The sequence below is a fragment of the Sphingobium sp. Cam5-1 genome (assembly GCF_015693305.1).
Classification (GTDB): domain Bacteria; phylum Pseudomonadota; class Alphaproteobacteria; order Sphingomonadales; family Sphingomonadaceae; genus Sphingobium.
On record NZ_CP065138.1, the window covers coordinates 1,158,986 to 1,185,528 of the forward strand.

29 protein-coding genes, 2 tRNA genes, 1 other RNA gene and 1 pseudogene are annotated in these 26,543 nt (G+C 61.1%); 16 read left to right on the forward strand and 17 right to left on the reverse strand.

Annotation, left to right across the window (positions count from 1 at the left end):
- Positions 1–3 precede the first annotated feature (3 nt).
- Positions 4–681, forward strand: a complete 678-nt coding sequence (locus tag IZV00_RS05850) for a L,D-transpeptidase family protein (protein ID WP_196226203.1) — start codon at positions 4–6, stop codon at positions 679–681.
- A gap of 523 nt (positions 682–1,204) precedes the next feature.
- On the opposite strand, the gene hisI is transcribed toward IZV00_RS05850, so the two are convergent.
- The 11 genes from hisI to IZV00_RS05905 form a co-directional block, all read right to left on the reverse strand.
- Complete coding sequence (gene hisI / locus IZV00_RS05855) at positions 1,205–1,576, reverse strand: phosphoribosyl-AMP cyclohydrolase (protein ID WP_196226524.1); 372 nt, start codon at positions 1,574–1,576, stop codon at positions 1,205–1,207.
- Positions 1,577–1,639: 63 nt separating this feature from the next.
- A tRNA-His gene (locus IZV00_RS05860) sits at positions 1,640–1,716 on the reverse strand.
- Positions 1,717–1,975: 259 nt separating this feature from the next.
- Entirely contained in the window at positions 1,976–2,248 is a 273-nt protein-coding gene (locus IZV00_RS05865; protein WP_196226204.1) for an HU family DNA-binding protein, read from the reverse strand.
- A 182-nt stretch (positions 2,249–2,430) separates the two neighbouring features.
- Positions 2,431–4,827 (reverse strand): endopeptidase La, encoded by a 2,397-nt coding sequence (gene lon, locus IZV00_RS05870; protein WP_196226205.1) that lies wholly within the window; start codon positions 4,825–4,827, stop codon positions 2,431–2,433.
- Between the two features lie 121 nt (positions 4,828–4,948).
- Complete coding sequence (locus tag IZV00_RS05875) at positions 4,949–5,272, reverse strand: YbaB/EbfC family nucleoid-associated protein (RefSeq protein ID WP_196226206.1); 324 nt, start codon at positions 5,270–5,272, stop codon at positions 4,949–4,951.
- Positions 5,269–6,873 carry a DNA polymerase III subunit gamma/tau gene (locus IZV00_RS05880; protein WP_196226207.1) on the reverse strand — a complete coding sequence of 535 codons (1,605 nt, stop codon included), beginning with the start codon at positions 6,871–6,873 and terminating at the stop codon, positions 5,269–5,271. Before IZV00_RS05880 ends, IZV00_RS05875 begins: the two co-directional genes overlap by 4 nt.
- Positions 6,874–6,924: 51 nt before the next feature.
- Positions 6,925–7,022: signal recognition particle sRNA small type (gene ffs, locus IZV00_RS05885), an RNA gene on the reverse strand.
- Between the two features lie 41 nt (positions 7,023–7,063).
- The gene (gene blaSGM / locus IZV00_RS05890) at positions 7,064–7,972 is read right to left on the reverse strand and encodes an SGM family class A beta-lactamase (protein ID WP_230463349.1); all 909 of its coding nucleotides are present in this window, start codon (positions 7,970–7,972) and stop codon (positions 7,064–7,066) included.
- A gap of 33 nt (positions 7,973–8,005) precedes the next feature.
- Positions 8,006–8,341 (reverse strand): 2Fe-2S iron-sulfur cluster-binding protein, encoded by a 336-nt coding sequence (locus IZV00_RS05895; RefSeq protein ID WP_196226209.1) that lies wholly within the window; start codon positions 8,339–8,341, stop codon positions 8,006–8,008.
- Positions 8,342–8,358: 17 nt separating this feature from the next.
- A complete protein-coding gene (locus IZV00_RS05900; RefSeq protein ID WP_196226525.1) occupies positions 8,359–9,450 on the reverse strand; it encodes a cysteine desulfurase family protein in 1,092 nt (363 codons plus the stop codon).
- Positions 9,447–10,484 carry a cysteine desulfurase family protein gene (locus IZV00_RS05905; protein ID WP_196226210.1) on the reverse strand — a complete coding sequence of 346 codons (1,038 nt, stop codon included), beginning with the start codon at positions 10,482–10,484 and terminating at the stop codon, positions 9,447–9,449. The genes IZV00_RS05900 and IZV00_RS05905 overlap by 4 nt, the downstream gene beginning before the upstream one ends.
- Before the next feature lie 146 nt (positions 10,485–10,630).
- Here IZV00_RS05905 and IZV00_RS05910 point away from each other — a divergent pair, with 146 nt between their 5' ends.
- Both IZV00_RS05910 and IZV00_RS05915 read left to right on the forward strand, forming a co-directional pair.
- Positions 10,631–11,287, forward strand: a complete 657-nt coding sequence (locus IZV00_RS05910; RefSeq protein ID WP_196226211.1) for an alpha/beta hydrolase — start codon at positions 10,631–10,633, stop codon at positions 11,285–11,287.
- A gap of 139 nt (positions 11,288–11,426) precedes the next feature.
- Entirely contained in the window at positions 11,427–12,518 is a 1,092-nt protein-coding gene (locus IZV00_RS05915; RefSeq protein ID WP_230463314.1) for an HPP family protein, read from the forward strand.
- Here IZV00_RS05915 and IZV00_RS05920 read toward each other — a convergent pair whose 3' ends face one another.
- Complete coding sequence (locus tag IZV00_RS05920; protein WP_196226212.1) at positions 12,519–12,716, reverse strand: hypothetical protein; 198 nt, start codon at positions 12,714–12,716, stop codon at positions 12,519–12,521. It lies immediately after the preceding gene.
- A 103-nt stretch (positions 12,717–12,819) separates the two neighbouring features.
- Here IZV00_RS05920 and rpiB point away from each other — a divergent pair, with 103 nt between their 5' ends.
- The 4 genes and pseudogenes from rpiB to IZV00_RS05940 form a co-directional block, all read left to right on the forward strand.
- Positions 12,820–13,257, forward strand: coding sequence for a ribose 5-phosphate isomerase B (rpiB, locus tag IZV00_RS05925; RefSeq protein WP_196226213.1), 438 nt, complete (start codon positions 12,820–12,822; stop codon positions 13,255–13,257).
- Positions 13,258–13,269: 12 nt separating this feature from the next.
- A complete protein-coding gene (gene glyA / locus IZV00_RS05930; protein WP_196226214.1) occupies positions 13,270–14,589 on the forward strand; it encodes a serine hydroxymethyltransferase in 1,320 nt (439 codons plus the stop codon).
- 88 nt (positions 14,590–14,677) lie between these two features.
- On the forward strand, positions 14,678–15,139 hold the full coding sequence (gene nrdR, locus IZV00_RS05935) for a transcriptional regulator NrdR (protein WP_196226215.1): 462 nt from the start codon (positions 14,678–14,680) through the stop codon (positions 15,137–15,139).
- Between the two features lie 23 nt (positions 15,140–15,162).
- A pseudogene (locus tag IZV00_RS05940) lies at positions 15,163–15,963 on the forward strand (RNA methyltransferase); the annotation flags it as partial.
- On the opposite strand, the gene IZV00_RS05945 reads toward IZV00_RS05940, so the two are convergent.
- Positions 15,960–16,256 (reverse strand): chorismate mutase, encoded by a 297-nt coding sequence (locus IZV00_RS05945; RefSeq protein ID WP_196226527.1) that lies wholly within the window; start codon positions 16,254–16,256, stop codon positions 15,960–15,962. The pseudogene IZV00_RS05940 and the gene IZV00_RS05945 sit on opposite strands and share 4 nt — an antisense overlap.
- 231 nt (positions 16,257–16,487) lie before the next feature.
- On the opposite strand from IZV00_RS05945, the gene rpsD reads away from it, so the two are divergent.
- From rpsD to IZV00_RS05980, 7 genes are all read left to right on the forward strand, one after another.
- The gene (gene rpsD / locus IZV00_RS05950) at positions 16,488–17,102 is read left to right on the forward strand and encodes a 30S ribosomal protein S4 (protein ID WP_097091626.1); all 615 of its coding nucleotides are present in this window, start codon (positions 16,488–16,490) and stop codon (positions 17,100–17,102) included.
- 129 nt (positions 17,103–17,231) lie between these two features.
- Entirely contained in the window at positions 17,232–18,887 is a 1,656-nt protein-coding gene (locus IZV00_RS05955) for a M28 family peptidase (RefSeq protein WP_196226217.1), read from the forward strand.
- Positions 18,888–19,062: 175 nt separating this feature from the next.
- Positions 19,063–19,620 (forward strand): PilZ domain-containing protein, encoded by a 558-nt coding sequence (locus IZV00_RS05960; protein WP_196226218.1) that lies wholly within the window; start codon positions 19,063–19,065, stop codon positions 19,618–19,620.
- 81 nt (positions 19,621–19,701) lie between these two features.
- Positions 19,702–20,688 carry an agmatine deiminase family protein gene (locus tag IZV00_RS05965; protein WP_196226219.1) on the forward strand — a complete coding sequence of 329 codons (987 nt, stop codon included), beginning with the start codon at positions 19,702–19,704 and terminating at the stop codon, positions 20,686–20,688.
- The gene (locus tag IZV00_RS05970) at positions 20,685–21,038 is read left to right on the forward strand and encodes a DUF3147 family protein (RefSeq protein WP_443020065.1); all 354 of its coding nucleotides are present in this window, start codon (positions 20,685–20,687) and stop codon (positions 21,036–21,038) included. Before IZV00_RS05965 ends, IZV00_RS05970 begins: the two co-directional genes overlap by 4 nt.
- 13 nt (positions 21,039–21,051) lie before the next feature.
- Positions 21,052–21,900, forward strand: coding sequence for an N-carbamoylputrescine amidase (gene aguB, locus IZV00_RS05975; RefSeq protein WP_196226220.1), 849 nt, complete (start codon positions 21,052–21,054; stop codon positions 21,898–21,900).
- A 14-nt stretch (positions 21,901–21,914) separates the two neighbouring features.
- Positions 21,915–22,205, forward strand: coding sequence for a putative quinol monooxygenase (locus IZV00_RS05980; protein WP_196226221.1), 291 nt, complete (start codon positions 21,915–21,917; stop codon positions 22,203–22,205).
- 10 nt (positions 22,206–22,215) lie between these two features.
- Here the strand turns inward: IZV00_RS05980 and IZV00_RS05985 are convergent, their stop codons facing one another.
- The gene (locus IZV00_RS05985; RefSeq protein ID WP_196226222.1) at positions 22,216–22,866 is read right to left on the reverse strand and encodes a uracil-DNA glycosylase; all 651 of its coding nucleotides are present in this window, start codon (positions 22,864–22,866) and stop codon (positions 22,216–22,218) included.
- 23 nt (positions 22,867–22,889) lie between these two features.
- On the opposite strand from IZV00_RS05985, the gene folK reads away from it, so the two are divergent.
- The gene (gene folK / locus IZV00_RS05990; protein ID WP_196226223.1) at positions 22,890–23,402 is read left to right on the forward strand and encodes a 2-amino-4-hydroxy-6-hydroxymethyldihydropteridine diphosphokinase; all 513 of its coding nucleotides are present in this window, start codon (positions 22,890–22,892) and stop codon (positions 23,400–23,402) included.
- Positions 23,403–23,446: 44 nt separating this feature from the next.
- A tRNA-Lys gene (locus tag IZV00_RS05995) sits at positions 23,447–23,522 on the forward strand.
- A 44-nt stretch (positions 23,523–23,566) separates the two neighbouring features.
- Here IZV00_RS05995 and npdG read toward each other — a convergent pair.
- The 3 genes from npdG to IZV00_RS06010 form a co-directional block, all read right to left on the reverse strand.
- A complete protein-coding gene (npdG, locus tag IZV00_RS06000; protein ID WP_196226224.1) occupies positions 23,567–24,232 on the reverse strand; it encodes an NADPH-dependent F420 reductase in 666 nt (221 codons plus the stop codon).
- 121 nt (positions 24,233–24,353) lie between these two features.
- A complete protein-coding gene (locus IZV00_RS06005) occupies positions 24,354–25,088 on the reverse strand; it encodes a TetR/AcrR family transcriptional regulator (protein ID WP_230463316.1) in 735 nt (244 codons plus the stop codon).
- Positions 25,089–25,200: 112 nt separating this feature from the next.
- Positions 25,201–26,400 carry a serine hydrolase domain-containing protein gene (locus tag IZV00_RS06010; RefSeq protein WP_196226225.1) on the reverse strand — a complete coding sequence of 400 codons (1,200 nt, stop codon included), beginning with the start codon at positions 26,398–26,400 and terminating at the stop codon, positions 25,201–25,203.
- Between the last annotated feature and the right edge of the window lie 143 nt (positions 26,401–26,543).

Below are 26,543 nucleotides of genomic sequence, written 5' to 3' on the forward strand. Positions count from 1 at the left end.
GGCATGGCGCGATTGATCCGGAATGTAGCGAAAGCGGCGGGGCCGAAGCTGATCATAGGCGGCGTGCTTGGCGCTGCCGGTTTGCTGGTGAGTGTTTATGTGGATCGCGGGCGCGATCTTGAGGCCTCGCCGCATAAGGCCGCCTCGCCTGAAAGCGCTCCTGCCAAGGCACTGATCGAGCGAAGCCGGTCACAGCCACTGCCCGTCAGTCCGCATGCACTGGTGGTCAAAAGCGTGCTGCCGATCGAGGGGCCGTTCCGCCATGGCGACTATGTCTGGGATGAGAGCCAAGCGCCTGCGACGGGTCCGGTCATCATCACGGTGGACCTGAAAGCTCAGACGCTGTCAGCTTTTCGCGCTGGCCATGAAATCGGTGCGGCGGTGATCCTCTATGGCGCCGATGACAAGCCCAGCCCCTTGGGCGCCTTCCCCATTACGCAGAAGGACGCGGACCATGTGTCCAACCTTTATGATGCGCCGATGCCCTACATGCTGCGACTGACGAATGATGGCGTGGCGATCCATGGCAGCGACGTCAAATGGGGCAGCGCCACCCACGGTTGCATCGGCGTACCGACCGCCTTCGCGCGCAAGCTGTTCGCGGCGGTGAAGCTGGGGGACCTGGTGATCATCACGCAGGGCAAAATGCTGGACACCAGCCAGGTCCGAGACGCCGGCTGAACTGCGTCAATCCTGTTCGCAAAGCGGATTGCCATCGTGCCCGGTGGCGCGCAGCGCAGCGCTGGCATCGCTCGATGCGCGGGGGAAGCTGACGCCTTCGAGTGAGCCTCGTCCTTCGCAAAGATCAGCGCACTTCAGGTCGAGAACACCGGGGAAGGCGATCTGATCGCCATCATATGGGGCGACGATAATGCAACCCCCGGCCCGATCGAAGCTGAGTATCAGCTTGTCTCCGGCTCGCTTTGCGGAACCCCGACCCCAACAGCGTTGATCCTCGCCGAAAATGGCTTCAGCGCCGAAGCGGAAATCGCCGGATCGGCCGGGGATGATGCACAGGCTGTCGCTGCCCGCCTCATGACGCCGATGGAAAAGTCCGACGGGAGACGATCTGGAGGTATCTGCGATGACGCCGCTTTCAATGGCCGCGCGTTCCAGCCCGGACGTCGAGGCGGTATTGCCTGCCGAACTCGCGGAGCCCCCGCCGTCCCCCTGGCACCCGACCAGTAGCGGCAGAATGACGAGGCTATTCCACCGTATCGACAGCAGTCAGTCCTTCCGGGCCTACGCGGCGAAAGAAGCAGGATCGCGCGCCTGTGTGGCATGTCGGACCTGCCGGAACCGCTTTCACCCAAACCGCGTCCTGGTCGCAATCGATCCGGATGTCGCGCACCTCCAGCATGTGGCCCGACGTCTCGCCCTTTTTCCATAGCGACTGGCGGCTGCGCGACCAGAAATGCGCCAATCCGGTTTCCACGGTCAGCGCCAGCGCTTCCGCATTCATATGGGCGACCATCAGCACTTCACCGCTGCCAGCATCAGTTACGACCGCTGTGATCAGTCCGTCACGATCATATTTGGGATTGAGGGTCAGGCCCTTGTCACGCGCATCGTCCATAGTCGGGCTATAGTCCGGTGGAGGGCTCATGCGAAGCCCATCGCGTCAGAAAAAGGAGGAAAATGGGGCGATCGAGGGGATCCGAACCCCCGACCTCTGGTACCACAAACCAGCGCTCTAACCAACTGAGCTACGATCGCCACAGGGCCGTTCGGCCCAAGAGAGATGCGGCACATATGCGGCGATTGGATAGTCGTCAAGCTGGCAAATGCGTGCGCACGATGGAAAAAGAAACGGGGCGCCGACCGATTGGCCCGCGCCCCTCTTCCCTCTGTTCAGTACATGGTCGCAACGAGGCTTTCTCACCTTCGGCGACGCTACTCTCCTAAACCAATCAGGCCGCGACGCCCAACATCTTGGTTTCTGGATCAGGCGCCCCGCAAGGCGCCGTCCCGCTTGTTAGTTGACCGAGTCCTTCAGACCCTTGCCCGCCTTGAACTTAGGCTGGGCCGACGCCTTGATGGTCATCGTTTCGCCAGTACGTGGATTGCGGCCGGTGGACGCCTTGCGCTGCGAAACGGAAAAGGTGCCGAAGCCCACGAGCCGCACTTCGTCGCCCTTCTTGAGTGCAGACGAAATGGAATCGAATACGCCTTCGACGGCCTTGCTGGCGTCGCTTTTGCTAAGACCGCTGCTTTCGGCAACAGCGCTGATCAAATCCTGCTTGTTCATACCTTGGGAACCCCCTTCTAACTGTGTGAATAGCTAAGGAATCGCGGCGTCGGCGGCGCAATAAGGCCCAGCTTTGATCGGCTGTCAAAGGGAAAGCGACAAAGCCACCATCTCCAGTGAGATTTTCAACCATAGGTTTAAATCTCACTGAAAGTGGCGGCTAATTACCGTTGTGCTTGCAATCAGTGGCGAAGCGTCGCGTCGCCATCCCGCCCCGCAGCCGGACTCGGCTGTGCGGCCAGGTCATCTTCTTCTGTCCAGGCGATCGCTTCAGGCACTGAAATCAACGCGCGGGCAAGCACTTCATCCACATGGGAAACGGGTACGATTTCCAGCCCTTCCCTGATATTTGCCGGAATTTCCGCCAAATCCTTTTCATTCTCCGCCGGGATCAGCACCGTCTTGATACCGCCCCGCAGCGCTGCGAGGAGCTTTTCCTTGAGGCCGCCGATCGGAAGCACACGGCCTCGCAGCGTCACCTCGCCCGTCATGGCGACATCCTTGTGAACAGGGATGCCGGTCAATGTCGAGACGATGCTCGTCACCATGCCGATACCTGCGGACGGTCCATCCTTTGGCACCGCACCTTCGGGAAGGTGGATGTGGATGTCCTTGCGGGTGAAGATGCTGGGCTTAATACCGTAGCCGGGCGAACGCGCCTTCACATAGGAAAAGGCCGCCTGCACGGATTCGTTCATCACCTCGCCAAGCTTGCCGGTGGTCCGGATGGCGCCCTTTCCAGGAACGGTGACAGCTTCGATGGTCAGTAGCTCGCCACCCACTTCGGTCCAGGCGAGGCCAGTGACGGCGCCGATCTGGTTCTCCTCCTCACCGACGCCGTGGCGGAACTTCCGCACCCCGGCATATTCAGCAAGATTTTCCGGCGTGATCGTGACCTTCTCGAAAACGCCTTCCAGAATCTTGCGGAGCGCCTTGCGGGCAATCCGCGCAACTTCCCGTTCAAGCGTGCGGACGCCAGCCTCACGCGTATAGTAGCGGATAAGATCACGGATCGCGGCTTCGGTGACTTCCACCTCGCCTTCCTTGAGGCCGTGAGCGTCGATCTGCTTTTGCAGCAAGTGGCGCTGCGCAATCTCGACCTTCTCATCCTCGGTATAGCCTTCCAGCCGGATGATCTCCATGCGGTCCAGCAGTGGCTGCGGCAAGTTCAGCGAGTTGGCGGTCGTGACGAACATCACGTCCGAAAGATCGACATCGATTTCCAGATAATGGTCCTGGAACTTGCTGTTCTGTTCCGGATCCAGCACCTCCAGCAGCGCGGAGGCCGGATCGCCACGGAAATCCTGGCCCAGCTTGTCGATCTCATCCAGCAGGAAGAGCGGGTTCATCGTTCCCGCCTTCTTGAGGTTGGTCACGATCTTGCCCGGCAGAGACCCGATATAGGTGCGGCGATGGCCACGGATTTCAGCCTCGTCGCGCACGCCGCCAAGTGACTGGCGCACGAATTCGCGTCCCGTCGCCTTGGCGATCGAGCGGCCGAGCGAGGTCTTGCCGACGCCCGGAGGGCCGACGAGGCACAGGATCGGCCCCTTCAGCTTGTTAGTGCGGGCCTGCACTGCGAGATATTCGATGATCCGGTCCTTGACCTTCTCCAGTGCGAAATGATCCTCGTCCAGGATCGCTTGCGCACGCTTCAGATCGGTCTTGACCTTGCCCTTCTTGCCCCACGGCAAGCCCAGAAGCACGTCGAGATAGTTACGCACGACCGTGGCTTCAGCCGACATGGGCTGCATGCCCTTGAGTTTCTTGAACTCGGCCGTCGCCTTTGCGCGCGCTTCCTTGCTGAGCTTCGTCTTGGCAATCTTGTCGGCGAGTTCGGCGAGTTCATCACCCTCTTCGCCTTCGCCATTACCCAGTTCACGCTGGATCGCCTTGAGTTGCTCGTTCAAATAATATTCGCGCTGGGTCTTTTCCATCTGCCGCTTTACGCGACCGCGAATCTTCTTTTCGACCTGAAGGACGCCAAGCTCGCCTTCCATGAAGGCGAAGACCATCTCCAGACGCTTTACGGGATCAGCCTCCACCAGCAGCGATTGCTTGTCGGCGACCTTTACGTTGATGTTGGCGGCCACGGCGTCGGCCAGGCGACCTGCATCCTCGATCTCACGAAGCTGAACCGGCGTTTCGGCAGGCAGCTTCTTGTTGAGCTTCGCGTAATTTTCAAATTGCTCGGCGACGGAGCGCATCAACGCCTCGGCTTCAGGCCCTTCGGCTGCGACCTCATCGACTGGATTGACTTCAGCGATCAGATGGTTGTCGGCCGAGCTGATCGACTGCAGTTGCGCGCGATGCTTTCCTTCGACCAACACGCGGACGGTGCCGTCCGGCAGCTTCAGCAGCTGCAACACGATCGCGACGACCCCGGTGTCGTACAGCGAGTCACGGTTCGGATCATCCTCCGCAGGGTCAAGCTGCGACACGAGGAAGATTTCCTTATTTCCTTCCATCGCCGACTCAAGGGCAGAGACGCTCTTGTCGCGACCGACGAAGAGCGGGACGATCATCTGCGGGAAAACCACGATGTCGCGCAACGGAAGGAGGGGATATTGCGTAGTCATTGAATCTCCGGCGGGCCGCACGATTATTTCCTCTGCCATGCGGTTCATGGCTTTATGGGGACAGTCGGGGCCTCATTCAATTGGTGCCGTCCTTTTGAATGGACTGTTATCCGAGTGCCGATCAGAAAGGCAGCTTGAACCCCGGCGGAAGCGGGAGGCCGCTCGTCATCTTCGACATTTCCGCAGAACTTACTTCGTCCGCTTTCTTGCGAGCGTCATTGAAAGCTGCGGCTACCAAATCCTCAAGCATCTGCTTTTCGCTAGGAGCGAGCAGGCTGTCGTCGATCGACACGCCCACGATACGCCCCTTGGCCGAAGCGCGGACCTTTACCAGACCGCCGCCTGCGGCTCCCTCAACCTCGATCTTGTCGAGATTGTCCTGTGCGCGTTGCAGCTCTTCCTGCACGCGGCTGGCCATGCCCAATATTTCGTTCAGATCCTTCATCGCTCTGCGCTCCATGCTTCGGTCCGATCAAGATCGGCTTCGGGGAAGGCCGCAAGCACGGCCTTCACCACCGGGGTATCGAATATTTCGGCGCGCTCTTGCGCCTGACTTGCCTGCTGCTGCTCCAGCAATGACGGAACGGCACTGCCTTCACTGCGCCTTATCTGCCACGAGGAACCCGTCGCCCTCTGCAATTCCACTGCGAGCGTACGGCAGAAATCGCCGTCGGCCCACTCCTGCATTAGTTGTAATTCCAATTCGGGTGGATCGAACCGGACGATGCGCACGCAATCATGAAGGAAGTCAGCGAGCCGCCCTTTCTTTTGTTCCCAAAGCAGATCGACGAGCGCCTTCGCATCACGAGGCAGCGATGCGGTGGGAGCGGCGGCTGAGGCAGGAGCCGAAGCCGTCTGCGCAGCCGGAACGGAGCCTTCGCGCAGGAGTCGCGCGATCTCGCCGGGGTCGGGCATGGTCGCGGCGTGTATGACGCGTAGCAGCGCCATCTCGCACGATTCGATGGGGAATGCGGCGCCTGCAACCTCATCATGGCCCTTGAGCAGCAACTGCCAGAGACGATGAAGCGGCGCGAAGCCGATTTGCGAGGCCCAGCTGGCGAGCGCCTCACGCTCCTCTGCGGACTGGCCGGGGTTGGCGATATCCCGCCCCGCCTTCGCCAGCGTCACGGCATGCACCAGTTCAAGCAGCCCTCTGACCAGCGACAGGGGCTCGACACCGAGCGCATATTGTTCGCGCACCGCAGTCAGCAGCGCGGCGGTATCGCCCTCCAGCAGCAGGCCGAGCAGGCGGCGAACGGCGCCACGATCCGAAAGGCCGAGCATATCGCGGACCTGAGCGGCTGTGACGAGCGGGGCGCCCTCCCCCATCTCCGCATGGGCAATCGCCTGGTCGAGGATGGAAAGGCCGTCACGAGCGGAACCTTCTGCTGCCTGGGCGATCAGCGCGAGGGCATCGTCTTCGGCGGCAACCTGCTCCGTCTCGACCACATGGGCAAAGTGGGCCGCGAGCAGTTCAGCGGGAATGCGGCGCAGGTCGAAGCGCTGGCAACGGGAAAGGACGGTGACGGGGACCTTGTTCACTTCAGTTGTGGCGAACAGGAATTTCACATGCGCTGGCGGCTCTTCGAGCGTCTTGAGAAGCGCGTTGAACGCGTTCTTCGACAGCATATGGACTTCATCGATGATGTAGATCTTGTAGCGGGCGGAGACTGCGGCATAGCGCACCGCCTCAATGATCTCGCGCACGTCATCGACGCCGGTGTGGCTGGCGGCGTCCATTTCGACCACGTCGATGTGGCGGCCCTCGGCAATTGCCTGGCAGGGTTCGCACACGCCGCAGGGGTCGATCGTGGGACCGCCCTGCCCGTCCGGCCCTACGCAGTTCAATGCCTTGGCGATCAGGCGCGCGGTCGATGTTTTCCCGACGCCTCGCACCCCGGTCATCAGGAATGCGTGGGCCAGCCTGCCGCGACGGATCGCGTTACCCAGCGTCTGGACCATGGCATCCTGCCCGATCAGTTCGCGAAAGCTGCGCGGCCGGTATTTGCGCGCAAGAACGCGATAGGGCTGAGATGAATCGGACATGGTAACAATCTAGCGGCTTGAGGAGCGGCTGTCGAAGCCGGAAAGCCGAATAAAGGTGGGAGCCGGAACGACCCGCGGCGAAATCGTTGTGGCTGCTTCCGTCAGGACCTGACCAGGTTGGCGACGACCACGTCCGCCCGACTCCCGGCGCGGCATATGGCGAAAGGCTGTGGCGATGGCAAGGGCCGGGTTACTCAAGCCCGGTTCGCTGCGCCTTTGCGATGAAATCAAGTGCTGCGCCGGCCGCTTCGGCGATGGCTGCTTCGGCCGCCTTGGCATCGGTGGTCGGCCGATCGAGATAGACGGCCAGGACATATTCTTCACCCGATGGCGCCTTCACCAACGCCACATCATTATAGGCCGTGCCGCAGCTTCCTGTCTTGCTGCCCGAGGTCCAGCCTTTGGGCAGGCCTGCCTTGATCCGCCTATCGCCCGTTGTGCTGGCGTTGAGCCACGTTCTCAGACGGTCGGCGCTCTCGCTCTTCATGTCACGGAAGATCAGACGAGCCATGAGGTTTGCCATGGCGGCGGGACTGGTGGTGTCACGGGGATCACCTTCGACATTTTCGTTCAGCGCCGGTTCGGTCCTGTCCAGCCTCGTCACCGTATCGCCATGTGCGCGAGCAAAAGCGGTCAGGCCTTCGGGGCCGCCGATCATCGGTAGAAGCAGGTTTGCGGCACTATTGTCGCTAACCTCCACCGCCGCCTCGGCCAGTTCCGCCATGGACAGGCGACCGCGTTTGCGGTTTGCCTTCACCACCGGCGCATAGTCGACAATGTCCGCGTCAGTGAACGCCACCTGTCCTTCCAACCCGAACCGCCCGGCGTCGGCGCCCATCAGCACCGCCGCTGCGAGAGGCGCCTTGAAGGTCGAGCACATGGCGAAGCGTTCGTCCCGGTTGAAGCCGAGTAGCAGTCCGCCCTTGTTATCGACCAGTGCGACACCGAGGCGGCCGCCGGTCTCCTTTTCGATCTCGCGCGGGTTGCGCACGGACTTCATCGCCGATTCGCTAACCATGTAACGAGGCGCGGGCGGCAAGAGGGATTGGCGTGCGCCGTCCTGTTGCGCCATGACAGGGCCAGAGAGCGACAACATCATCCCCGCCACGACACCTATGTGAAGGCGCATAAACTACATGCCCTGCATGTTGTAGGATTCGCCGGGGATGCGGACGGTGAGGCCGTCGAGCTTCTCTTCCAATATGATCTGGCAGGACAGGCGGCTGGTCCGGGTGGCCGCTGCGGCGAGGTCCAGCATATCTTCCTCCGCTTCGCTGGCGGGCGGCAGTTTGGAAAAATCCTCTGATTCAACAATCACATGGCAGGTGGAACAGGCCATCTGTCCCTCGCACGTTCCCTCCAGCGGCTGGCCTGCCGCCTGGGCTACCTCCAGAAGCACCGAGCCTGCGGCGGCATCAACCTCCTGACGATTTTCGCCATCCGCGCTGACGAACGTGACCCTGATCATGATTGCGACTCCCTTGGCTACGGCGCCGCTTGTACGGCTGCCGCGTCGTTCATTATCTTTGCGGCGCTCTCCAATTCGGCCGGTGTCGTGTAGCGGCCAAAGCCGATCCGCACCGATCCGCGCGCCTCTCGTTCCGACAATCCGATGGCGTGCAACACATGGCTTGGCCGCCCGGAGCCGCTCGCGCAAGCACTTCCCAGCGAAAATGCGACTTCACGGCATTCCGACAATAGCCGGGCGCCATCGATCCCCGCGCGGCGAAGGTTGAGATTGCCGTGATAGCGCGCGTCCACGCTGCCGTTCAGGATCCATGTGTCGAACAGTTGGCGCGCCTGTCGCCATAGCGCCTCTACATGGGCGTGGTCCTGCTCCGCCCTCTCCCGCATCAGCCGGGCGGCGACGCCGAAACCGGCGCACAAGGCAGGCGATAATGTGCCTGATCGCAGGCCTGCCTCTTGCCCGCCGCCGAACATGACGGGCTCCAACTTCACCTCATCCCTTAGCCAGAGCGCGCCTACGCCCTTGGGTCCGTGGATCTTGTGGGCGCTTATGGCGATCATGTCACAGCTGTCGGGGATCGGGACGCGGCCATAGCCTTGCACCGCATCGCAGAGGAACAGCGCCCCTGCGCGATGAGCAAGGTCGGCGAGTTTGTCGATGGGCTGGATCACACCGATCTCATTGTTCACCAGCATCGCAGCGACGAGTACCACGCCGGGCTTGATCGCGGCTTCCGCTGCGTCCAGATCGATCAGGCCGTCGCTGCCCACCGGCAGGATCGTGACACGGCGCCCCTTAGCCCCTAGCCCGGACACTGTATCAAGAACGGCCGCATGCTCGGTCGCCAGCGTCACGATGTCACCGACGGGAGCGCCGAGAATGGCGAGGTTCAGCGCTTCGGTCGCGCCCGATGTGAAGATCAGCCGCCCTCCCTCGGGCAACAGCCTGATGATTTCTTCCCGCGCCAGCTCGACTTGCGCCGCAGCGGCTCGCCCCAAGCGGTGGGCGCTGTGGGGGTTAGCAAACTGGTCGCGCAGAAGGGGGACCATGACGTCAAAGGCCTCTGGCGCGAGCGGCGTCGTGGCCTGATAGTCCAGATAGATGGTCATGGCCGCCTGCTCGCCATCCTTGTCCATTGGTCCAGAAAGCGGTCGATGTTGGCGTCGCTGGTCGAAGGGCCGAAGCTGACCCGTATGACTTCCCCCGCCGCAACTTCGTCCCAGCCCATGGCGTGCAGGACATGGCTGGTCTTGAGCGATCCGGCTGAGCAAGCGCTGCCCGCCGAAACGGAAATTCCGGCCAAGTCGAACTGAATGAGCTGAGCGCGGGCTGAAACACCGGGCATGCGGTAGCTGGCAATCGCAGGGCTGCGCAGCGCGGCACGTGCGACGATTTCGCCGCCCCTTTCCTCGATGGCTTGGTCCAGTCGCTCCCGGAGCCGCGCAGCTTCCGGCAACCAGTCCGGGCGATCTTCCAGGGTAGCCGCCATGGCAAGAACGCCGGGGAGGTTTTCAGTACCGGGCCGATAGCCCTGTTCCTGACCACCGCTGGGTGTCAGGAGCGCCAAATCCCGGACGAGAAGCGCGCCCACTCCGGGCGGCCCTCCGAATTTATGGGCACTGATCGCGATCATGTCCGCATCAGGCAGGGGGAGCTTGCCTGCGCTCTGAGCGCAGTCGGCAAAGAGGATCGATCCTTGACGATCCAATGCTTCGAGCTGCTGAATGACGCCGGTTTCATTATTCACATGCTGGATGGCGAGGAGCGTGCCGTGGCCAAATGCAGTCGAAGCAAGCGCCACGGCGCCTTCTGCGGTGACTTTCAGCCGTTCGGCCTCGGGCGTCACGCGGAGAACCGAATCATGTTCAACGGGAGACGTGAAAATATGGGCGGCCTTTGCTCGCGTCAGGCCAATGACGATCGCCTCGCTCGCGCCCGATGTGAACAGGACATGCCCCTTCCATCCCAAGGCGGCAGCGATACGCGATCGGGCGTCCTCCAGCGCGGCGCGTGCCGCGCGTCCTTCCGCATGCGGGCTGGATGGATTTGCCCACAGGTCCATTGCCTCCCGCATGGCCGCTTTCGCCTGCGGCAGCATGGGGGTTGTCGCAGCGTGGTCCAGATAAAGGCGATCAAGGGCCACGAGGCGATGTTACTCATTGATTGCGGAAATGGCGGTGGGTTCTATATAGGCGGTCTGCCGCGCAACGCCAGCACTGGCTTTCGCGCGCCCGCATCCAACCGCCGGCCTCCTTTATCCGGGTGGCGGCCAGAACCATAACAGGTGCCATGCCCGACGTTATTTTCCCCGGACCCGAAGGCCGTCTCGAAGGCCGTTTCAGCCCTCCGCCCCGCCCCCGCGCGCCAGTCGCGATGATCCTGCATCCCCATCCGCAGGGCGGTGGGACGATGAACGACCGCATCACGCAGGCGCTCTACAAGACGTTCGTAAAGCGCGGCTTTGCCGTGTTGCGTTTCAACTTCCGGGGTGTTGGTCGCAGCCAGGGTACTTTCGACAACGGCATCGGCGAATTGTCCGATGCAGCCGCTGCGCTGGACTGGGTACAGAGCTTCCACCCCGAAGCGCAAACCACCTGGATCGCAGGCTTTTCGTTCGGCGCATGGATCGGCATGCAACTGCTGATGCGCCGTCCGGAAATACGCGGCTTCATCTCGGTCGCGCCGCCCGCGAACATGTATGACTTCTCCTTCCTAGCCCCCTGCCCTGCGTCCGGCATCATCGTGCAGGGAACAGCGGATGAGGTCGTGACTGCTAACGCGGTGCAGAAGCTGGTCGACAAGTTGCGCACGCAAAAGGGCATCACCATTCACCATGACGAAATCCGTGGCGCGAACCACTTTTTCGAACATGAGCTGGATCAATTGATGAAGTCGGTCGACAATTATCTGGACATGCGCCTGTCGCCTGACTCGCCGATCCGCTGACACGCTTCGCTGATTATGAAGAAGGGCCGCCCGCAACGCGGCCCTTCTTTGTTTCGGCTGAGGCACATTTTTAGCCAAATCAGCTATCAAGAAAATATATCTTGGCCTGTGCTGCCACCGCGACTAGCGGCGGCGGGCCATGATTGACGAGAAGAACAACGACGTTCGCCTGATATGGAGCCGCTATTACAGCGCCTTCATACCTGCGCCTCCCGGGCCGGGATTTTTCGACCGTTTGAAAGCGGCGAGCGGCGCGATAGGCGGCATCGCGATCACCGGATTGCTTTGCGGCCTGATGCTGGGGAACGGCATAGCGCATCCGTTGCTGGTTGCTCCGATGGGCGCTTCGGCGGTGCTGTTGTTCGCTGTGCCAGCAAGCCCGCTTGCACAGCCATGGTCCGTTTTCGGCGGCAATGTCGTATCGGCGCTGGTCGGGATTACCGTCGCGCGACTAATCCCTGATCCTACGATAGCTGCTGCTCTGGCGGTAGGTTGCGCCATTGGGGGCATGTCCCTGCTGCGCTGCCTCCATCCACCGGGCGGCGCGGTTGCGCTTTCGGTCGTGCTGGGCGCGGCCAATGGTGCGCCGAGCTATATGTTTGCTTTTATCCCGGTGGGGCTGAACACCGCTCTGTTGGTGACGGTAGCGATCATCTTTCACCGGATCGCGGGGCACAGCTATCCTCATGTCGCCCCCAGAGCTCCCAGCGCGCATGGGACGAGCGATCCGGCACCCTTGCTGCGATCGCCGCCGTCCGAACAGGATGTGGAGGAAGCGTTGCAGGCCTATGGCGATGTGCTGGACGTTAACGCCGCCGACTTGCAGGTCGTGCTGCATGATGCAGAGGTGCGCGCCGCCGAACGCAGCCATGCCAGGCTGACGTGCGGCGAGATCATGTCGCGCGACATACTGTCCATTCGTGAAAGCCAGTCCGTGGCCGAGGCGGCCGAACTGCTGCATGACCGGCGTCTATTATCGCTGCCGGTGCTGGATGACGCTGGGCGCGTTCAAGGTCTGGTCGGTCCACTCGATCTTTCGCGGGAAGGTGAGACGGCCCGCGACATCGCATCTGAGCCGCTGCTCGTGGCGGAACATACACCAGTCTCGCAGTTGCTCCGGCCGCTGACGAGCGGGCTGACGCACGAAGCCATCGTCGTGGATGGCGAGGGACAGCTGCGTGGGATGGTGACCCAAACCGATCTTCTGGCGGCAATGGCGTTGCGTGCCTGATCAGTGGTTCTGGCGTTCCAGCATAGGCACATCAGGGCCGGGTATAGCGGAAATCGCTACATTGGCGAACATGACCAGTCCGGCTATGATCATCAGGACGCCGCGCTTGCGATCGCCCTTCTTCACGATCGCGTAGATGCCGCCGCCCGTGAGAAACAGTCCCGCGAGCATGAGAATGGATAATATTGTCGATGCCATGAAGCAGGCCATAAGCGGCCAGCTGGACTGTGGCAATTGGCAGCCTCTGCCCCTAAGAGGCGCGGGACACGAATCACCTTTTGCGTGACAGGACAATTTCGCCGTGAAAATCGCCCTTGCTTCCGATCATGCCGCCGTTGATCTGAAGGCCGAACTCGCCGATTGGCTGCGTGATGAAGGTCATGAGGTTCATGATCTTGGTCCCGCTACCGCCGACCGCGTGGATTATCCCGATTTCGGGTACAAGCTCGCCAGCGCCGTCGCATCCGGCGCGGCCGAGCGTGGCATAGCGCTGTGCGGTTCTGGCATCGGCATTTCCATCGCGGTCAACCGCAATCCGGCGTGCCGCTGTGCGCTAGTGTCGGAGCCATTGTCGGCGGCGCTATCCCGCGAACATAATGACGCGAACGTCCTTGCCCTGGGCGCGCGCTTGACCGGGGTGGACATGGCCAAGGCCTGCGTCACCGCCTTTCTTTCCACCGAATTCGGCGGTGGCCGCCATTATGGCCGTGTCGAAAAACTCTCTCAGCCCGCGCTTTAAGGAGCCAGCCCTATGAGCACCGCCACCCTCGCCCAGCCCGACCTCTCCGATATCCGCGCAGAAGGCTATTTCACGCGTAGCCTGGCCGACGCAGATCCGGCAGTCTTCGCTGGCGTCACCAAGGAATTGAAGCGCGAGCAGAACCAGATCGAGCTGATCGCATCGGAAAATATCGTGTCGAAGGCGGTGCTGGAGGCGCAAGGGTCGGTCTTCACCAACAAATATGCCGAGGGCTATCCGGGCAAGCGCTATTATCAGGGCTGCGCGCCTTCGGATGAGGTGGAGCAGCTGGCGATCGACCGGGCCAAGCAGATCTTCAACTGTGGTTTCGTCAATGTGCAGCCCCATTCGGGCGCGCAGGCGAATGGCGCCGTCATGCTGGCGCTGACCAAGCCGGGCGACACAATCATGGGCCTGTCGCTCGACGCTGGCGGCCATCTGACGCATGGCGCAAAGCCCGCGCTGTCGGGCAAATGGTATAACGCCGTGCAGTACGGCGTGCGCGAGGATACGCACGTCATCGACTATGACGCTCTGGAAGCGCAGGCGATCGAAGCCAAGCCAACGCTCATCATCGCGGGCGGATCGGCTTATCCGCGTCACCTCGACTTCGCCCGGTTCCGTGCGATCGCGGACAAGGTCGGCGCGCTGCTGATGGTCGATATGGCGCACTTTGCAGGCCTCGTCGCCGGTGGCGCGCACCCGACGCCTTTCGGTTTCGCCGACGTCGTGACGACGACCACGCACAAAACCCTTCGCGGTCCACGCGGCGGCATGATCCTGACTAATGACGAAGCCATTGCCAAGAAGATCAATTCCGCGGTGTTCCCCGGCCTTCAGGGTGGTCCGCTGATGCATGTCATCGCTGCCAAGGCCGTGGCATTCGGCGAAGCGCTGCGGCCTGAGTTCAAGAGCTACGCCCATGCGATCGTCACCAATGCCAAGGCGCTGGCGGGCAAGCTGGAGCAGCGCGGCCTTGCCGTCGTTTCGGGCGGTACGGACACGCATCTGGCGCTGATCGACCTGCGTCCCTACGGCATTTCGGGCAAGGATGCCGACGAGGCGCTGGAGCGCAGCTTCATCACCTGCAACAAGAATGGCGTGCCGGGCGACCCGCTGCCCCCGACCAAGACCAGCGGCATCCGCGTTGGTTCGCCCGCCGGTACCACACGCGGCTTTGGTGTGGCTGAGTTCGAGGCGATTGGCGACATGATTGCGGACGTCCTGGAAGGTCTGCGGGACCATGGCGAGCATGGCGACGCTGCGGTCGAAGCCAATGTCCGGGAACGAGTCTCAGCACTCTGCGCTCGCTTCCCGATCTACGAAGGCTGATAGCTTCCTTCTGTCAGGGGTGGTCGAGGCGCGGCGGCTGTGCCATCTCGTGTCTCGACTCATCCGAACGAACGGAGCTTATTACTGAATGCGTTGCCCCTTCTGTGCTCACGACGACAGTCAGGTAAAGGACAGCCGCCCCACCGAAGATGGCGCCGCCATTCGCCGCAGACGGCAGTGCGAAGCCTGTGGCGCGCGCTTCACCACGTTCGAGCGCATCCAGCTGCGCGACATCTGGGTGGTGAAAAGCGAGGGTCGTAAGGAAGCGTTTGACCGCGACAAGCTGGCGCGCTCCATCGACATCGCCTGTCGCAAGCGACAGATCGATCCCAGCAGGCTGGAAAAACTGATCTCCGGCATCCAACGGCAGCTGGAAACCAGCGGCGACGGCGAAGTGCCCGCGCGCGCGATCGGCGAGATGGTGATGGAAGGCCTCAAACGGCTCGACAGTGTCGCCTATATTCGCTTCGCCAGCGTGTATAAGGACTTCACCGATGCTCAGGACTTCGAGGATTTCGCGGGCTCGGTGAAGGAGGTTGGGAGTGAGTGAGGGCGGCCAGCCCAACTGCCCATTCGTCACTTCGCAAAAAATCTTTCGATACCGAGCGGCGATAAGCTCGGCCATTTTTCAGAGCAAACGGGATAATGTCAGAGCCTTCAGCCCCCCGCCCCGTCATCGTCCTCGTGCGGCCGCAACTCGGCGAGAATATTGGCAAGGCCGCGCGGGCCATGCTGAACTTCGGGCTGACCGAGATGCGTTTGGTCAGCCCGCGCGATGGGTGGCCAAATCCTGATGCTGGTCCGTCGGCGGCGGGAGCCGATGTCGTGCTCGACAAGGCCGAGGTTTTTGAAAGCCTCGCCGACGCCGTCGCGGATTGTTCGCATGTCTATACGACAACGGTGCGCAAGCGGGGCGTGACCAAGCCGGTGGTGACGCCGGAAGAAGCGGCACGCGAAATTCACGAGGCTACGGGAAGGGCGGCCTATGTTTTCGGGCCGGAGCGATCAGGGCTTGAAACGGAGGATGTGGCGCTCGCCCGCAAGATCCTGACTGTGCCGATCAATCCTGAATTCGGATCATTGAACCTGGCGCAGGCGGTCATCCTGTGCGCCTATGAATGGTCGAAACAGGCTCAGTTGGAACAGCCGACGGTCGTCGACCTTGGCGAACCGGCGCCACAGGCGGAACTGGAAGGGATGATAAACCAGTTCGAAACTTTGCTGGAAGGAGCGGGCTATTTCTTCCCGCCCGATCGCGCGCCCGCGACGAAGCGGACGTTGCGGAACCTGTTGACGAAGCCCGGCTGGAACCATCTGGAGGTGCGGACGCTGCGCGGCGTGCTTTCCGCCTTGAGCAATCCGCGCTCACGCTAGGCTTTGAGCCGATCGAATTCCTTCATTTCATAGGCGATCGAAGCTTCAACCAACTGGTCCCACAAAGCGGCGAGAATGTCAGCGGGGACGCCTAGACGAGCAGATTCAGCGCGAACATTGTCGATGACCTCCGCCTTACGAGCCTCGTCGCGGACGGCGCTTCTGTCTGGCTTGATACGGGCTGCCGCGCGCATGTGGGCGAAGCGTCGAGCGAGCAGCGCAACTAGCTGACGGTCGATTTCATCCACGCCGGTCCGGACTTGCGCCATGCTGGTGTAGGTTTCGGGGTCCATGGCGACGCTGACTAGGCGCGCCGAGGGCGGCTGTCGAGGGTTGACATGCCACGTTGCCTTCTTCATAGGCGCGCCTTCGTGATTGGCCCCGCACCCCGGTGAAGCGGCGGCCCTGCCCCTATATGGCAAGCAGGCGAGTACCGGGAATAAATTCACCCTCCCCGAAAAGTGGGAACCGGTTTTCGGATCAGGAGGGTGAGCAAATGTTGTTAGCGATTGTAAGGAATTATCATGTCGAAGCGTTCCAGCGCGAAGTACAAACTCGACCGCCGCATGGGCGAGAACATCTGGGGTCGCCCGAAGAGCCCGGTCAACAAGCGTGAATATGGTCCCGGTCAGCACGGTCAGCGCCGCAAGGGCAAGATGTCCGACTATGGCATCCAGCTCAAAGCAAAGCAGAAGCTGAAGGGCTATTACGGCGACATCACCGAAAAGCAGTTCAAGAAGAACTATACCGAAGCCGCCCGCATGAAGGGCGACACGGGCCAGAACCTGATCGGTCTGCTGGAGCGCCGCTTGGACGCAGTAGTTTATCGGGCCAAGTTCACGCCCACCATCTGGTCGGCGCGTCAGCTGGTTTCGCACGGTCACGTCTATGTGAACGGTGTGAAGTGCAACATCGCAAGCCGTCTGGTGAAGCCGGGCGACGAAATCACCCTGGGCAAGAAGGCGCAGGAAATGGCGCTGGTTCTGGAAGCACAGAGCCTGCCCGAGCGCGACATCCCTGATTATGTGTCGCCCGATGGCGCTGCCAAGGTCACCTATGTCCGCGTCCCGACGCTGGACGAAGTGCCCTACCCGGTGAAGATGGAACCCAATCTGGTCGTCGAATTCTATTCGCGCTAATCAGTCAGGGTCATGATTTACGGAAAGGCGGTCCTTCGGGGCCGCCTTTTTTGTTTGTTCAACGAGCCTTGTCCCATGTGAGGGCTGCTGGCAGAAAAGTTGGGCCCTTCCCTTTTAAAGGCTGTTGCGATGCGTTCGTTTATTTCAATTTCGCTGATGGCCCTGGTTGCTGGCAGTGCCGCGGCGGCTGCGCCATCGGACGTAAGTCCGTCGATCGAAACCATGAAGGAGGTGGTGAAAGAAATTTCATCGGACGCCTATGAAGGGCGGGCGCCGGGGACTGCGGGTGAGGAGAAGACGCTTTCCTATTTGGTGCGGCGGTTCGAGGCGATCGGGCTGAAGCCGGGCAACAAGGGCAGCTGGTTTCAGGATGTTCCGCTGGTCGAGATCGCGGCGAAGAATGTTTCGCCACTGCGTTTCACTGGCGGCAAGGAGCCGGTTTCGGCCGATTATGGATCGCAGATGGTGATCGCCACCTACCGCACGGCTGCGCCGCATATCGAGGTCAAGGATAGCCCGGTCGTCTTCGTCGGATATGGCATCAAAGCGCCTGAAAAGAAGTGGAACGACTATGCCGGGGTCGATGTCCGAGGCAAGACGGTCATCATTCTGGTCAACGATCCGGATTATCAGAGCCCAACCCTGAGCGGGCCGTTCAACGGCCGTGCCATGACCTATTATGGTCGTTGGACCTACAAATTCGAAGAGGCCGCGCGGCAGGGCGCGGCGGCCGCGATCATTGTCCATGACACTATGCCCGCCGCCTATGGCTGGAACGTCGTTCAATCGAGCTGGACAGGGGCGCAGCATGTCGCGGACAGCGCAGACGGCAATGCGAAGCAATCGGCAGCTATCGGGTGGATGCAGAAAGACAAGGCTGCGGCGCTGATGGCGAGTGCGGGTCTTAATCTGAATAGATTGAGCGCGGCGGCGAAGAAGCGCGGGTTCAAGGCAGTGCCGTTGAAGGGCATCAAGGCGAGCGTTTCCTTTGACAATGCCGTCCGCAAGCACATGTCCAAGAATCTCGTGGCTCTGCTGCCGGGCAAGACCCGGCCCGATGAATATGTGCTCTATGCGGCGCATTGGGACCATCTTGGTCGCTGCGAGGCCGCGCCCGATGGCGACGACATCTGCAACGGCGCCATCGACAATGCGACCGGGACGGCAGCGCTGGTTGCGCTGGCAGAGGCGAATGTGAAAGCGGGGCCGAGCGCGCGTAGTCAGGTGTTCCTGGCGGTGACAGCCGAGGAGTCCGGGCTTCTGGGATCAGCCTATTATGGGAACCACCCCGTCTTTCCGCTGAAGCAGACAGTGGGCGGCGTCAACATGGACGCTCTCAGCATGGCAGGGCTGGCGAAAAACGTCGTGGTGATCGGCAAGGGCAAATCGCAGTTGGACGCCTATCTGGATCGTGCCCTGGCCGCGCAGAAGCGTGTAGCCAGCCTGGAGCCCACGCCCGAAAAAGGATTCTACTATCGATCCGACCATTTCAGCTTCGCCAAACATGGCGTGCCGATGCTGTATTTCGAAGGCGGGCAGGATTTGGCGAAGGGCGGAATTGAAGCGGGCGCCGCAGCGGCCAAGGATTATGAGGAACATCGTTACCACAGCCCAAAGGACGAATATGATCCAAAATGGGACTGGAGCGGCGTGAAGGCTGACCTCAAACTTTATTACGAGGTCGGCAGGGCACTGGCGAACACCACCGAGTGGCCAAACTGGATGGCAGGGGACGAATTCCGCGCTATCCGGGACGAAAGTCGAGCCAGCCATCAGCATCATTGAGCGCTACCGACGCGCTATTTTCTGTCCGATCCGACGCAGAATATCGATCTGCGCGCGCTCGCCCCATTATCAAATTAGGCCAGCCAGTTAATTGTTTCCCTTACGGAAACTTGATCCCTATGACCAAAGGGTCCGAAGAATCGGAAACGTAACGATAAGAAAATGGGGATGGGTCGTGGAAGTCAATAAGTCAGTCACAATCTTGCATGTCGGCAAGTTGGTGACGGCGCACAAGGAATGCCTGTGCGTCGTCCATTCGCTGTCGCCGCGTGAAGCACTCGTGCGCACCAGCCTGCCGATGATGGCGGGCGAAAGCGTCACGCTGGGGCTGCGAAACGGTTTTTCCGTTTCGGCTGTCGTCGGCATGAACATGGGCGATCATGTGTCTTTGCTGTTCGAAGAGCATATCGCCATTTCGACCATCATCGCGGAACAGAGACAGGGTCGCAGCGAACGGGAAGCAGTTCGGCTGAACATCGTCATGCCTATTACCGTATGTGCAGTCACCGGCACGCATTCCTGTATGATGCAGGACATTTCGCTGTTCGGGATCAAGGTCCTCGACGAGGCAGGTCAGCTTCGGGAAAACATGAAGGTGCAAGTCTTTGTGGAAGGGCTGGGCAAACGGGATGCCATGGTCCGTTGGTGTCAGGATACATATGCAGGATTGAGTTTCGAGGTAGCCCTTGGATTCAAGTTGCTCGACCAGTGGGCGGCGCAGATAATGGGCTGACGCCGTTGAATTTGGCGCTGTCACACTGACCGTAATCCTGTAGAGCGCAGGGGACAACGCCATCTCAGCAGGAGAAAGCCGATGACATTCCGTATGCCTGCCGAATGGGCGCCGCATGAATGGACCTGGATCGGCTTTCCCACTTATCCGGAGGAATGGCCGGACGCGTTTGAAGAGGCGCGGGTGCAGATCGCTGCCTTTGCCAAGGCGCTTCATGTCGATGGCAAGGGCGAAGAAGTGCGGCTGGTCTGCGCCAATGAGGGCGACGCGGCAGTGGCGCGATCGCTGGCTGGACCGGATGTGACGATCGTCGTGCAGAAGCTGGGCGACGTATGGCTGCGGGACACGGCGCCGATCGCGGTGATGCGCGGAAGCGAGCGTGCCCTTGTCGATTTCGGCTTCAATGGGTGGGGCGGCAAATATCAGATGCCCGGCGATGAAGATGTCGGTGCGCGTCTGGCCGCGACCACCGGATTGCCGACATCCTCGCAGCATTGGATATTCGAAGGCGGCGCCGTCGACACGGATGGCACCGGCCTGTTCGTGACGACCGAGCAATGCCTGCTCAATCCCAATCGTAACCCTGACCTGGATCGCGGCAAGATCGAAACGTTGTTGGCGGGATCTCTGGGGCTATCCGACATGCTGTGGCTGGGCGACGGGTTGCTGAACGACCATACGGACGGCCATGTGGATAATCTGGCGCGCTTTGTCGCGCCGGGGGTGCTGGCGCTCCCGGAAGCAAGCACGGATGATGATCCCAACGTCGCCATCTATGCTGATGCCCGCGCCCGCGCAGAGGCGTTCGGCGTCGAGGTAGCGTCCATCCCCTCCCCCGGCCGCGTGCTGGTGGATGGCGAAGTGATCCCCGCCAGTTACATGAATTTCTATATCGGCAATGCCGCCGTCATCGTGCCCGTCTATGGCCAGCCCAATGATCAGGCGGCGCTGGACGCGATCAAGCCGTTCTTCCCCGATCGCGAGATCATCGGGCTCCGCAGCGACGCCATCCTGTCAGGCGGCGGCAGTTTCCATTGTTGCAGCCAGCAGATGCCGTCGGCGTTATGAGCGGAATGCTCGCGATACGCGCGCTTTTGTCGGGCGTCATCATCGCCATCGTGTCTGTCGTATCCCGGCGCTATCCGGCGTTTGGCGCGTTGATCGCGTCCCTGCCCCTGATTTCGGTACTGGGGATGATATGGCTGTGGAATGACAAGCCCGATGTCGAAAATATGGCACGGCATGCAGAGGCGACCTTTTACTATGTCCTGCCGTCCCTGCCCATGTTCCTGCTGATCCCCGCGCTGTTGCGGCGGGGCATTTCCTTTCCCCCAGCATTGATCGCCGGTTGCGCAATGACGATCCTGCTCTATCTCGCAACCGTCGCCATCACCGCCCGGTTGGGCATTCGCCTCTAGGACCTTCGAGGATATGACCAAAGTCACCGTTGCCGCCCTTCAGCTCGCCTTTTCAGAGGATCTGGATGACAATGTCGCCATGGTGTCGGACCATGTGGTGAAGGCAGCGGCACGGGGCGCGAAGATCATCCTGCCGCCCGAACTGTTCGAAGGGCATTATTTCTGCAAGGTCGAGGATGAGGCCCTGTTCGCCAATGCCAAGCCGATCGGCGAACATCCCGCCGTGGCCGAGATGCGCAAAGTGGCAAAGGCGGAGCGCGTCTATATCCCCACCAGTTTTTTCGAACGCGACGGCCAGCATCATTATAATTCTCTCGCGATGATCGACGATGAAGGCGAGATCATGGGCGTCTATCGCAAGAGCCACATTCCGGACGGGCCGGGTTATGAGGAAAAATATTATTTCCGTCCCGGCAATAGCGGATTCAAGGTGTGGGAGACGCGCTACGGCACGATCGGCGTCGGCATTTGCTGGGACCAATGGTATCCGGAAGCGGCGCGGGTCATGGCGTTGATGGGGGCCGAACTGCTCTTCTACCCTACCGCAATCGGATCTGAACCCTATGATGCGGATCTGGACACTAGCCGCATGTGGCGCCGGGCCATGATCGGCCATGCCGTCAGCAATTGCATGCCGGTCATCGCGGCGAACCGGATTGGCGACGAGGAAGGCCAGAAATTCTACGGCCACAGTTTCATCAGCGATGAGTGGGGCGATTTCGCGGCGGAAGCCGATGCGAAGGATCATGGCGCTCTGGTCGCTACGATCGATCTGGCCCAGGCGCGCAAGCATCGAGCTGGCATGGGGTTCTTCCGCGACCGGCGACCGGAGCTTTATTCCCGGATCGCACAAGACATCTGATTGAGAATGACGCCATGACGGTGGCACGCCATTATGTGATGCACGCAAAGGAAGGGTCGGACGCGGCGCTGGAAACTGCCCTTCGCGCGCTTGCCGCCGCCGTCCGCCCGCTGCCGGGTTGCGAGGGTGTCGAGATGCTGCGCGACCTGGGGAATGAGCGGCGCTTCGTTTTTATCGAGTGCTGGGCTGATGTCGATGCGCACAAGGCGGCGGGGCCGATGCTGGACAAGGGGCTGTTCGGGCCAATGATGGACGCGATGGATGGGCCGCCGGAAGGCGCCTATCTCGACTATCTGATAAGCTGAGCGGTCTGCGTCAGAGCAGCGTCACTGCCCTTTCGAAAACGGCCGCAAACATCTCATTCGTCAGGCGGCCGGTCATTATGTTTCTTTGGGAACAGTGATAGCTGTCGAGCACGATCTTGCCGCTGGGCATGCGATGTTCCGCCATATGGGCGAAGCGGGCTTTTGGAAGCTTGCCGCCCAGCACCTTCACGACCGATTGATGCGCGATTTCGCCTAGCGCGATGAATATCCGTGCGTTGGGCAGTGCTTCCACGGCAGACTTCAGGAATATGCGGCAATTATGCGCTTCCTGCGGCACGGGCTTATTCTGCGGCGGTAGGCATTTCACGGCATTGAGGATGATGGCGTCGTGCAGGACGAGCTGGTCGTCGGGCCTTGCCTCATAGGTGCCTTGGGCCAGACCGACATTCAGCAGCGTCGCGAAGAGAAGGTTGCCAGCGAAATCGCCAGTGAAGGCCCGGCCGGTGCGATTGACTCCTTGCTTGCCCGGAGCCAGGCCGACGATGACGATGCGGGCGAGCGGATCGCCAAAGGCGGGCACCGGGGCGTTCCACCAGTCGGGATGCTGCGTCCGGCATTCCTCGCGCAAAGCGACGAGGCGCGGGCAGAACGGGCAATCGAGCGGAGCTTCCGCATGAGCTATGGGGCTTTGCAGCGTCATGCGTAGCGGTTAGGCGCAGTGTGATGGTCAAGACAAGCACTCTTCATCTTTACGCGCTTGCACTGGGGTCGAACCGGCCGCTGTCGGGGAAGCGGACGCCGAAGGTGCTGGTGAAGGAAGCTGCGACCCGCTTGCAGCGGGTTGGCCGGGTGCTTGCGATGGCGCCGATATTGACGTCATCGCCGATCGGGCCTTCGTTGCGGGAATATGCGAACAGCGCTTTGTTGATCGAGAGCGATCTGCCACCGAAGGCAATGTTGAGCGCGCTCAAGATGATTGAGGCGGGACTCGGTCGGCGCCGCCATCGCCGCTGGGGCGCGCGCAGCGTCGATATCGATATCATCCTGTGGTCTGGCGGGCGCTGGCAGAGCAGGACGCTGGACATTCCGCACCCCGCTTTCCGCACGCGCGATTTCGTGCTGTCACCGCTTTGCGCGATCGTTCCCGGCTGGCGCGATCCGGTTTCCGGCCTGTCCATCCGGCAGCTGCGGACAAGGTTGCGAAAAGCACAAGTTTTGCTGCGTCCTAGAGGTTGACCAGTCGCATAACGGCCTCTAGTGCGTGCGGACCTCGCACGAGAGGGCCCTTAGCTCAGTCGGTAGAGCAACTGACTTTTAATCAGTAGGTCGCTGGTTCGAATCCAGCAGGGCTCACCATATTTCGCCATCGTCGGTTTGACATGGCGAGCCGCGATTTCTCCTTAAACGCCTGTGATCCGGATACCGGAGCCGGGTACTTTATATTTGCGGTTGAGCGCGATGAGGACGGAGGTCAGCCCTTCCGCCACGACGGAGTTGCAGAGCGGCCCTGCGTTCCAGGCGCGCAGGCCGATTTCCTGCGCCAATGCGACTACCTGATCAGCGGCGGCGGGGTCGTCAGCACATACCAGGACATCGCATTCCACATCCTCGTCCAGCTTGGTGAGATGGTGGGCGCTGATATTCTGGAAGGCGGACACGACGCGAACACCCTCGCCCAGCATCTTCTGCACAGCCTCCACCGCCGATCCGCCATTGGGAAGCTGTACGCGGCTTACCTTGGGCGGCATCAGCGGGACGGTGACGTCGATGAGGATCTTGCCTGTCAGGGCCGTTGCGACCTCCTGCACGGTGGACTGCTGCGCGGAATAGGGGACGGCTAGAACGACGATCTCGCCCTGCGCGGCGGCCTCTGCATTGGGGGCGCCGGTGACGCGGTTACAACCAAGCACCTCGTCCATCTGCGCGGCGGCTTCCATTGCCCGCTCGGCCGTGCGGCTGCCGATGATGATCCTGTGCCCCTTGTGCGCCCAGCGCAGCGCGAGCCCGCCGCCTTCCTTGCCGGTTCCGCCCAGCACGGCGATCGTCGCCAGTTGTTCATTCTGCATGAGACACACTCTCCAATTATCTCGGCGCGGTTTTGGGGCGCCATTTGATCTTTTGCGGCTTATGATTTGGTCAAGGCTCACCGGTCTGGCCGTCTCTGCCCCGTGAAGCGGAAGCGGAAGTCTAAGCGGCTATCGCCTTTGCGCTATGGGGCACGGGGATCGCACCCACGCCGCGTTCAGCGATGTCCTTGAGAAGCGTCTCTACATCCTTGCGGGCATTGCCTTTCAGTGCGCCTGCGAGGCAGCCCAGATAGCTGCTGACAAGCCGGACGATGACTTCATCGTCAGCGATGCGGCCCTGCGCCCATTCGTTGATTGTCGCGAATTCGAGCCGCACCAGATCATCGACAAGCTTATCTACATCGACCCATGGCTGAAGCTGCTTCTTAGCTTCCAGCGCTGCGATCCAGCTGCGATTATGATGGACGGCGGGGGCGTGGATGGCGGTCCAGATATCGTGATCGACATCGGAGCTGAAATAGAGCGACATGACCGCCTTGACGTAATTCCGCAGTTTGGCGTTACGTCGAAGGACGGAAATCATGCGTTCGATATTATGCTCCATCGTGCCCGGCTCGCTGACATAGGAGAGATTGCTCACATATTCGTCGAAATATTCCTGGATCGCCGCCGCGATCATCCGTTCTCGGGTCTGAAACGCATTATAGAGTGTTCGCTTGGCAACGCCCGCGCGATGCCCGATCTCGTTCATGCTGAAGGCGGCGATGCCCTGTTCAGCGATTACTTTTCGCGTTTCGTCCAGAATGCGCTTGCGCCGTTCGATGATGGCGGGGCTGGAATAGGTTTGCGGACGATCACCTACATCCTTCAGCATCGGCTTACCCTTGGCGGTCAATCTCGTGCCTCATTCTGTGCATTTCATCCCCCCCGCTGCCTAGCATAGCGGGAATGCATGAAGGTGCAAATTTCGGTTTGCGTGGATGCGAGATGAAGCGCGTCTCATCTGCTCAGGCCCTGCTTGTCGCAATCGCTGCCCGCACGCCATCGCGCAGTTCCCGGCGGATCGGATAGTTGTTCGACGGCAGATGCTGCGTCATCAGCAACCCAATGATTTTTTCCCTCGGGTCGATGAAGAAGAAGGTGGAGAACAGGCCCCCCCAAAAATATTCGCCGGTCACAAGGTCGGCGGCCAAGCCCAGCCCGAAGCCTACCCCGGCATAATCCGCCTCGCTGAACAGGGACAAGGAATGGCGGGCAAGATCACCCCCGCCCGGAAGATGATTTACGTGCATGGCCGCAACGGTCTGCGGTTTGAGCAAGCGCGTCCCGTCCAGTTCACCGCCCCGCAAAAGCATCCGGGCAAAGCGATGATAGTCGTTCGCGGTCGATATGAGACCACCTCCGCCGGAGCGCAGCTTCAAACTTCGCCGCCAACCGCTGCGCGCGCCACGGTCGTAGAGCGACAGGTCGCCATCGGGACGCAGCTGCCACGCGTCGGTCATCCGCTCTATCTTGTCGCCGGGCAGCTCGAAAAACGTGTCGGTCATCCCGAGTGGACGGAAGATGCGATGTGTGAAGAAGCTGTCCAAATCAAGGCTGCTCAACCGTTCGACCACCACGCCCAGAACGTCGGTCGCAACCGAGTAATTCCAGCGTTCACCGGGAGAAAATTCCAGAGGCAGTTGGGACAATGCCGCGATGAACTCGTCAGAGCTGCGCTTCTGCTGAAACTCGTCAAGTCCGAGCCGACGATACTCCGCGTCGATTGCCGTCTGCCGCTGGAGGCCATAGGTCAGCCCAGACGTATGGCGCAGCAGATCAATCATTCGCATCGGCTGCTTTAAGGGCGCCTGATCCACTCCAACGGAGAGACTGGCAAATTCCGGCAGGACATCCGTCACGGGATCGCCCAGCCCGACCAGCCCCTGTTCGACCAGCATCATGAAAGCGACCGATGTGACCGGTTTCGTCATCGACGCGATCCGGAACAGCGAGTCCTTCTCAAGCGATTCCTGGCTGGCGCGTGCGACGCCACTGACATGCGACAGCAAAACGCGCTCATCGCGCGAGACAAGCAGACGCAAATGAGGCAGCTTGCCGGTCGCCACATATTTTTCGTGCAGCGATGTGGCGAGCAGCTCCAATTTCTTCGGGTTCATGCCCGTCGCTGTCGCTGCCGCTACGTCAACCTGCGTGGTCGCCTGCATCCTGCCTCCGCTCACTTACCCGATTTGCGCTAGAGCAGTGGCGCTTTGAGAACAATCCCGGCGGGGGCTATTCGCTTGTCCATTGCCAAAGACCTGTGGAGCCATCTATTTCGGGCGGCCTCACCTGCACTGGACCCACAACG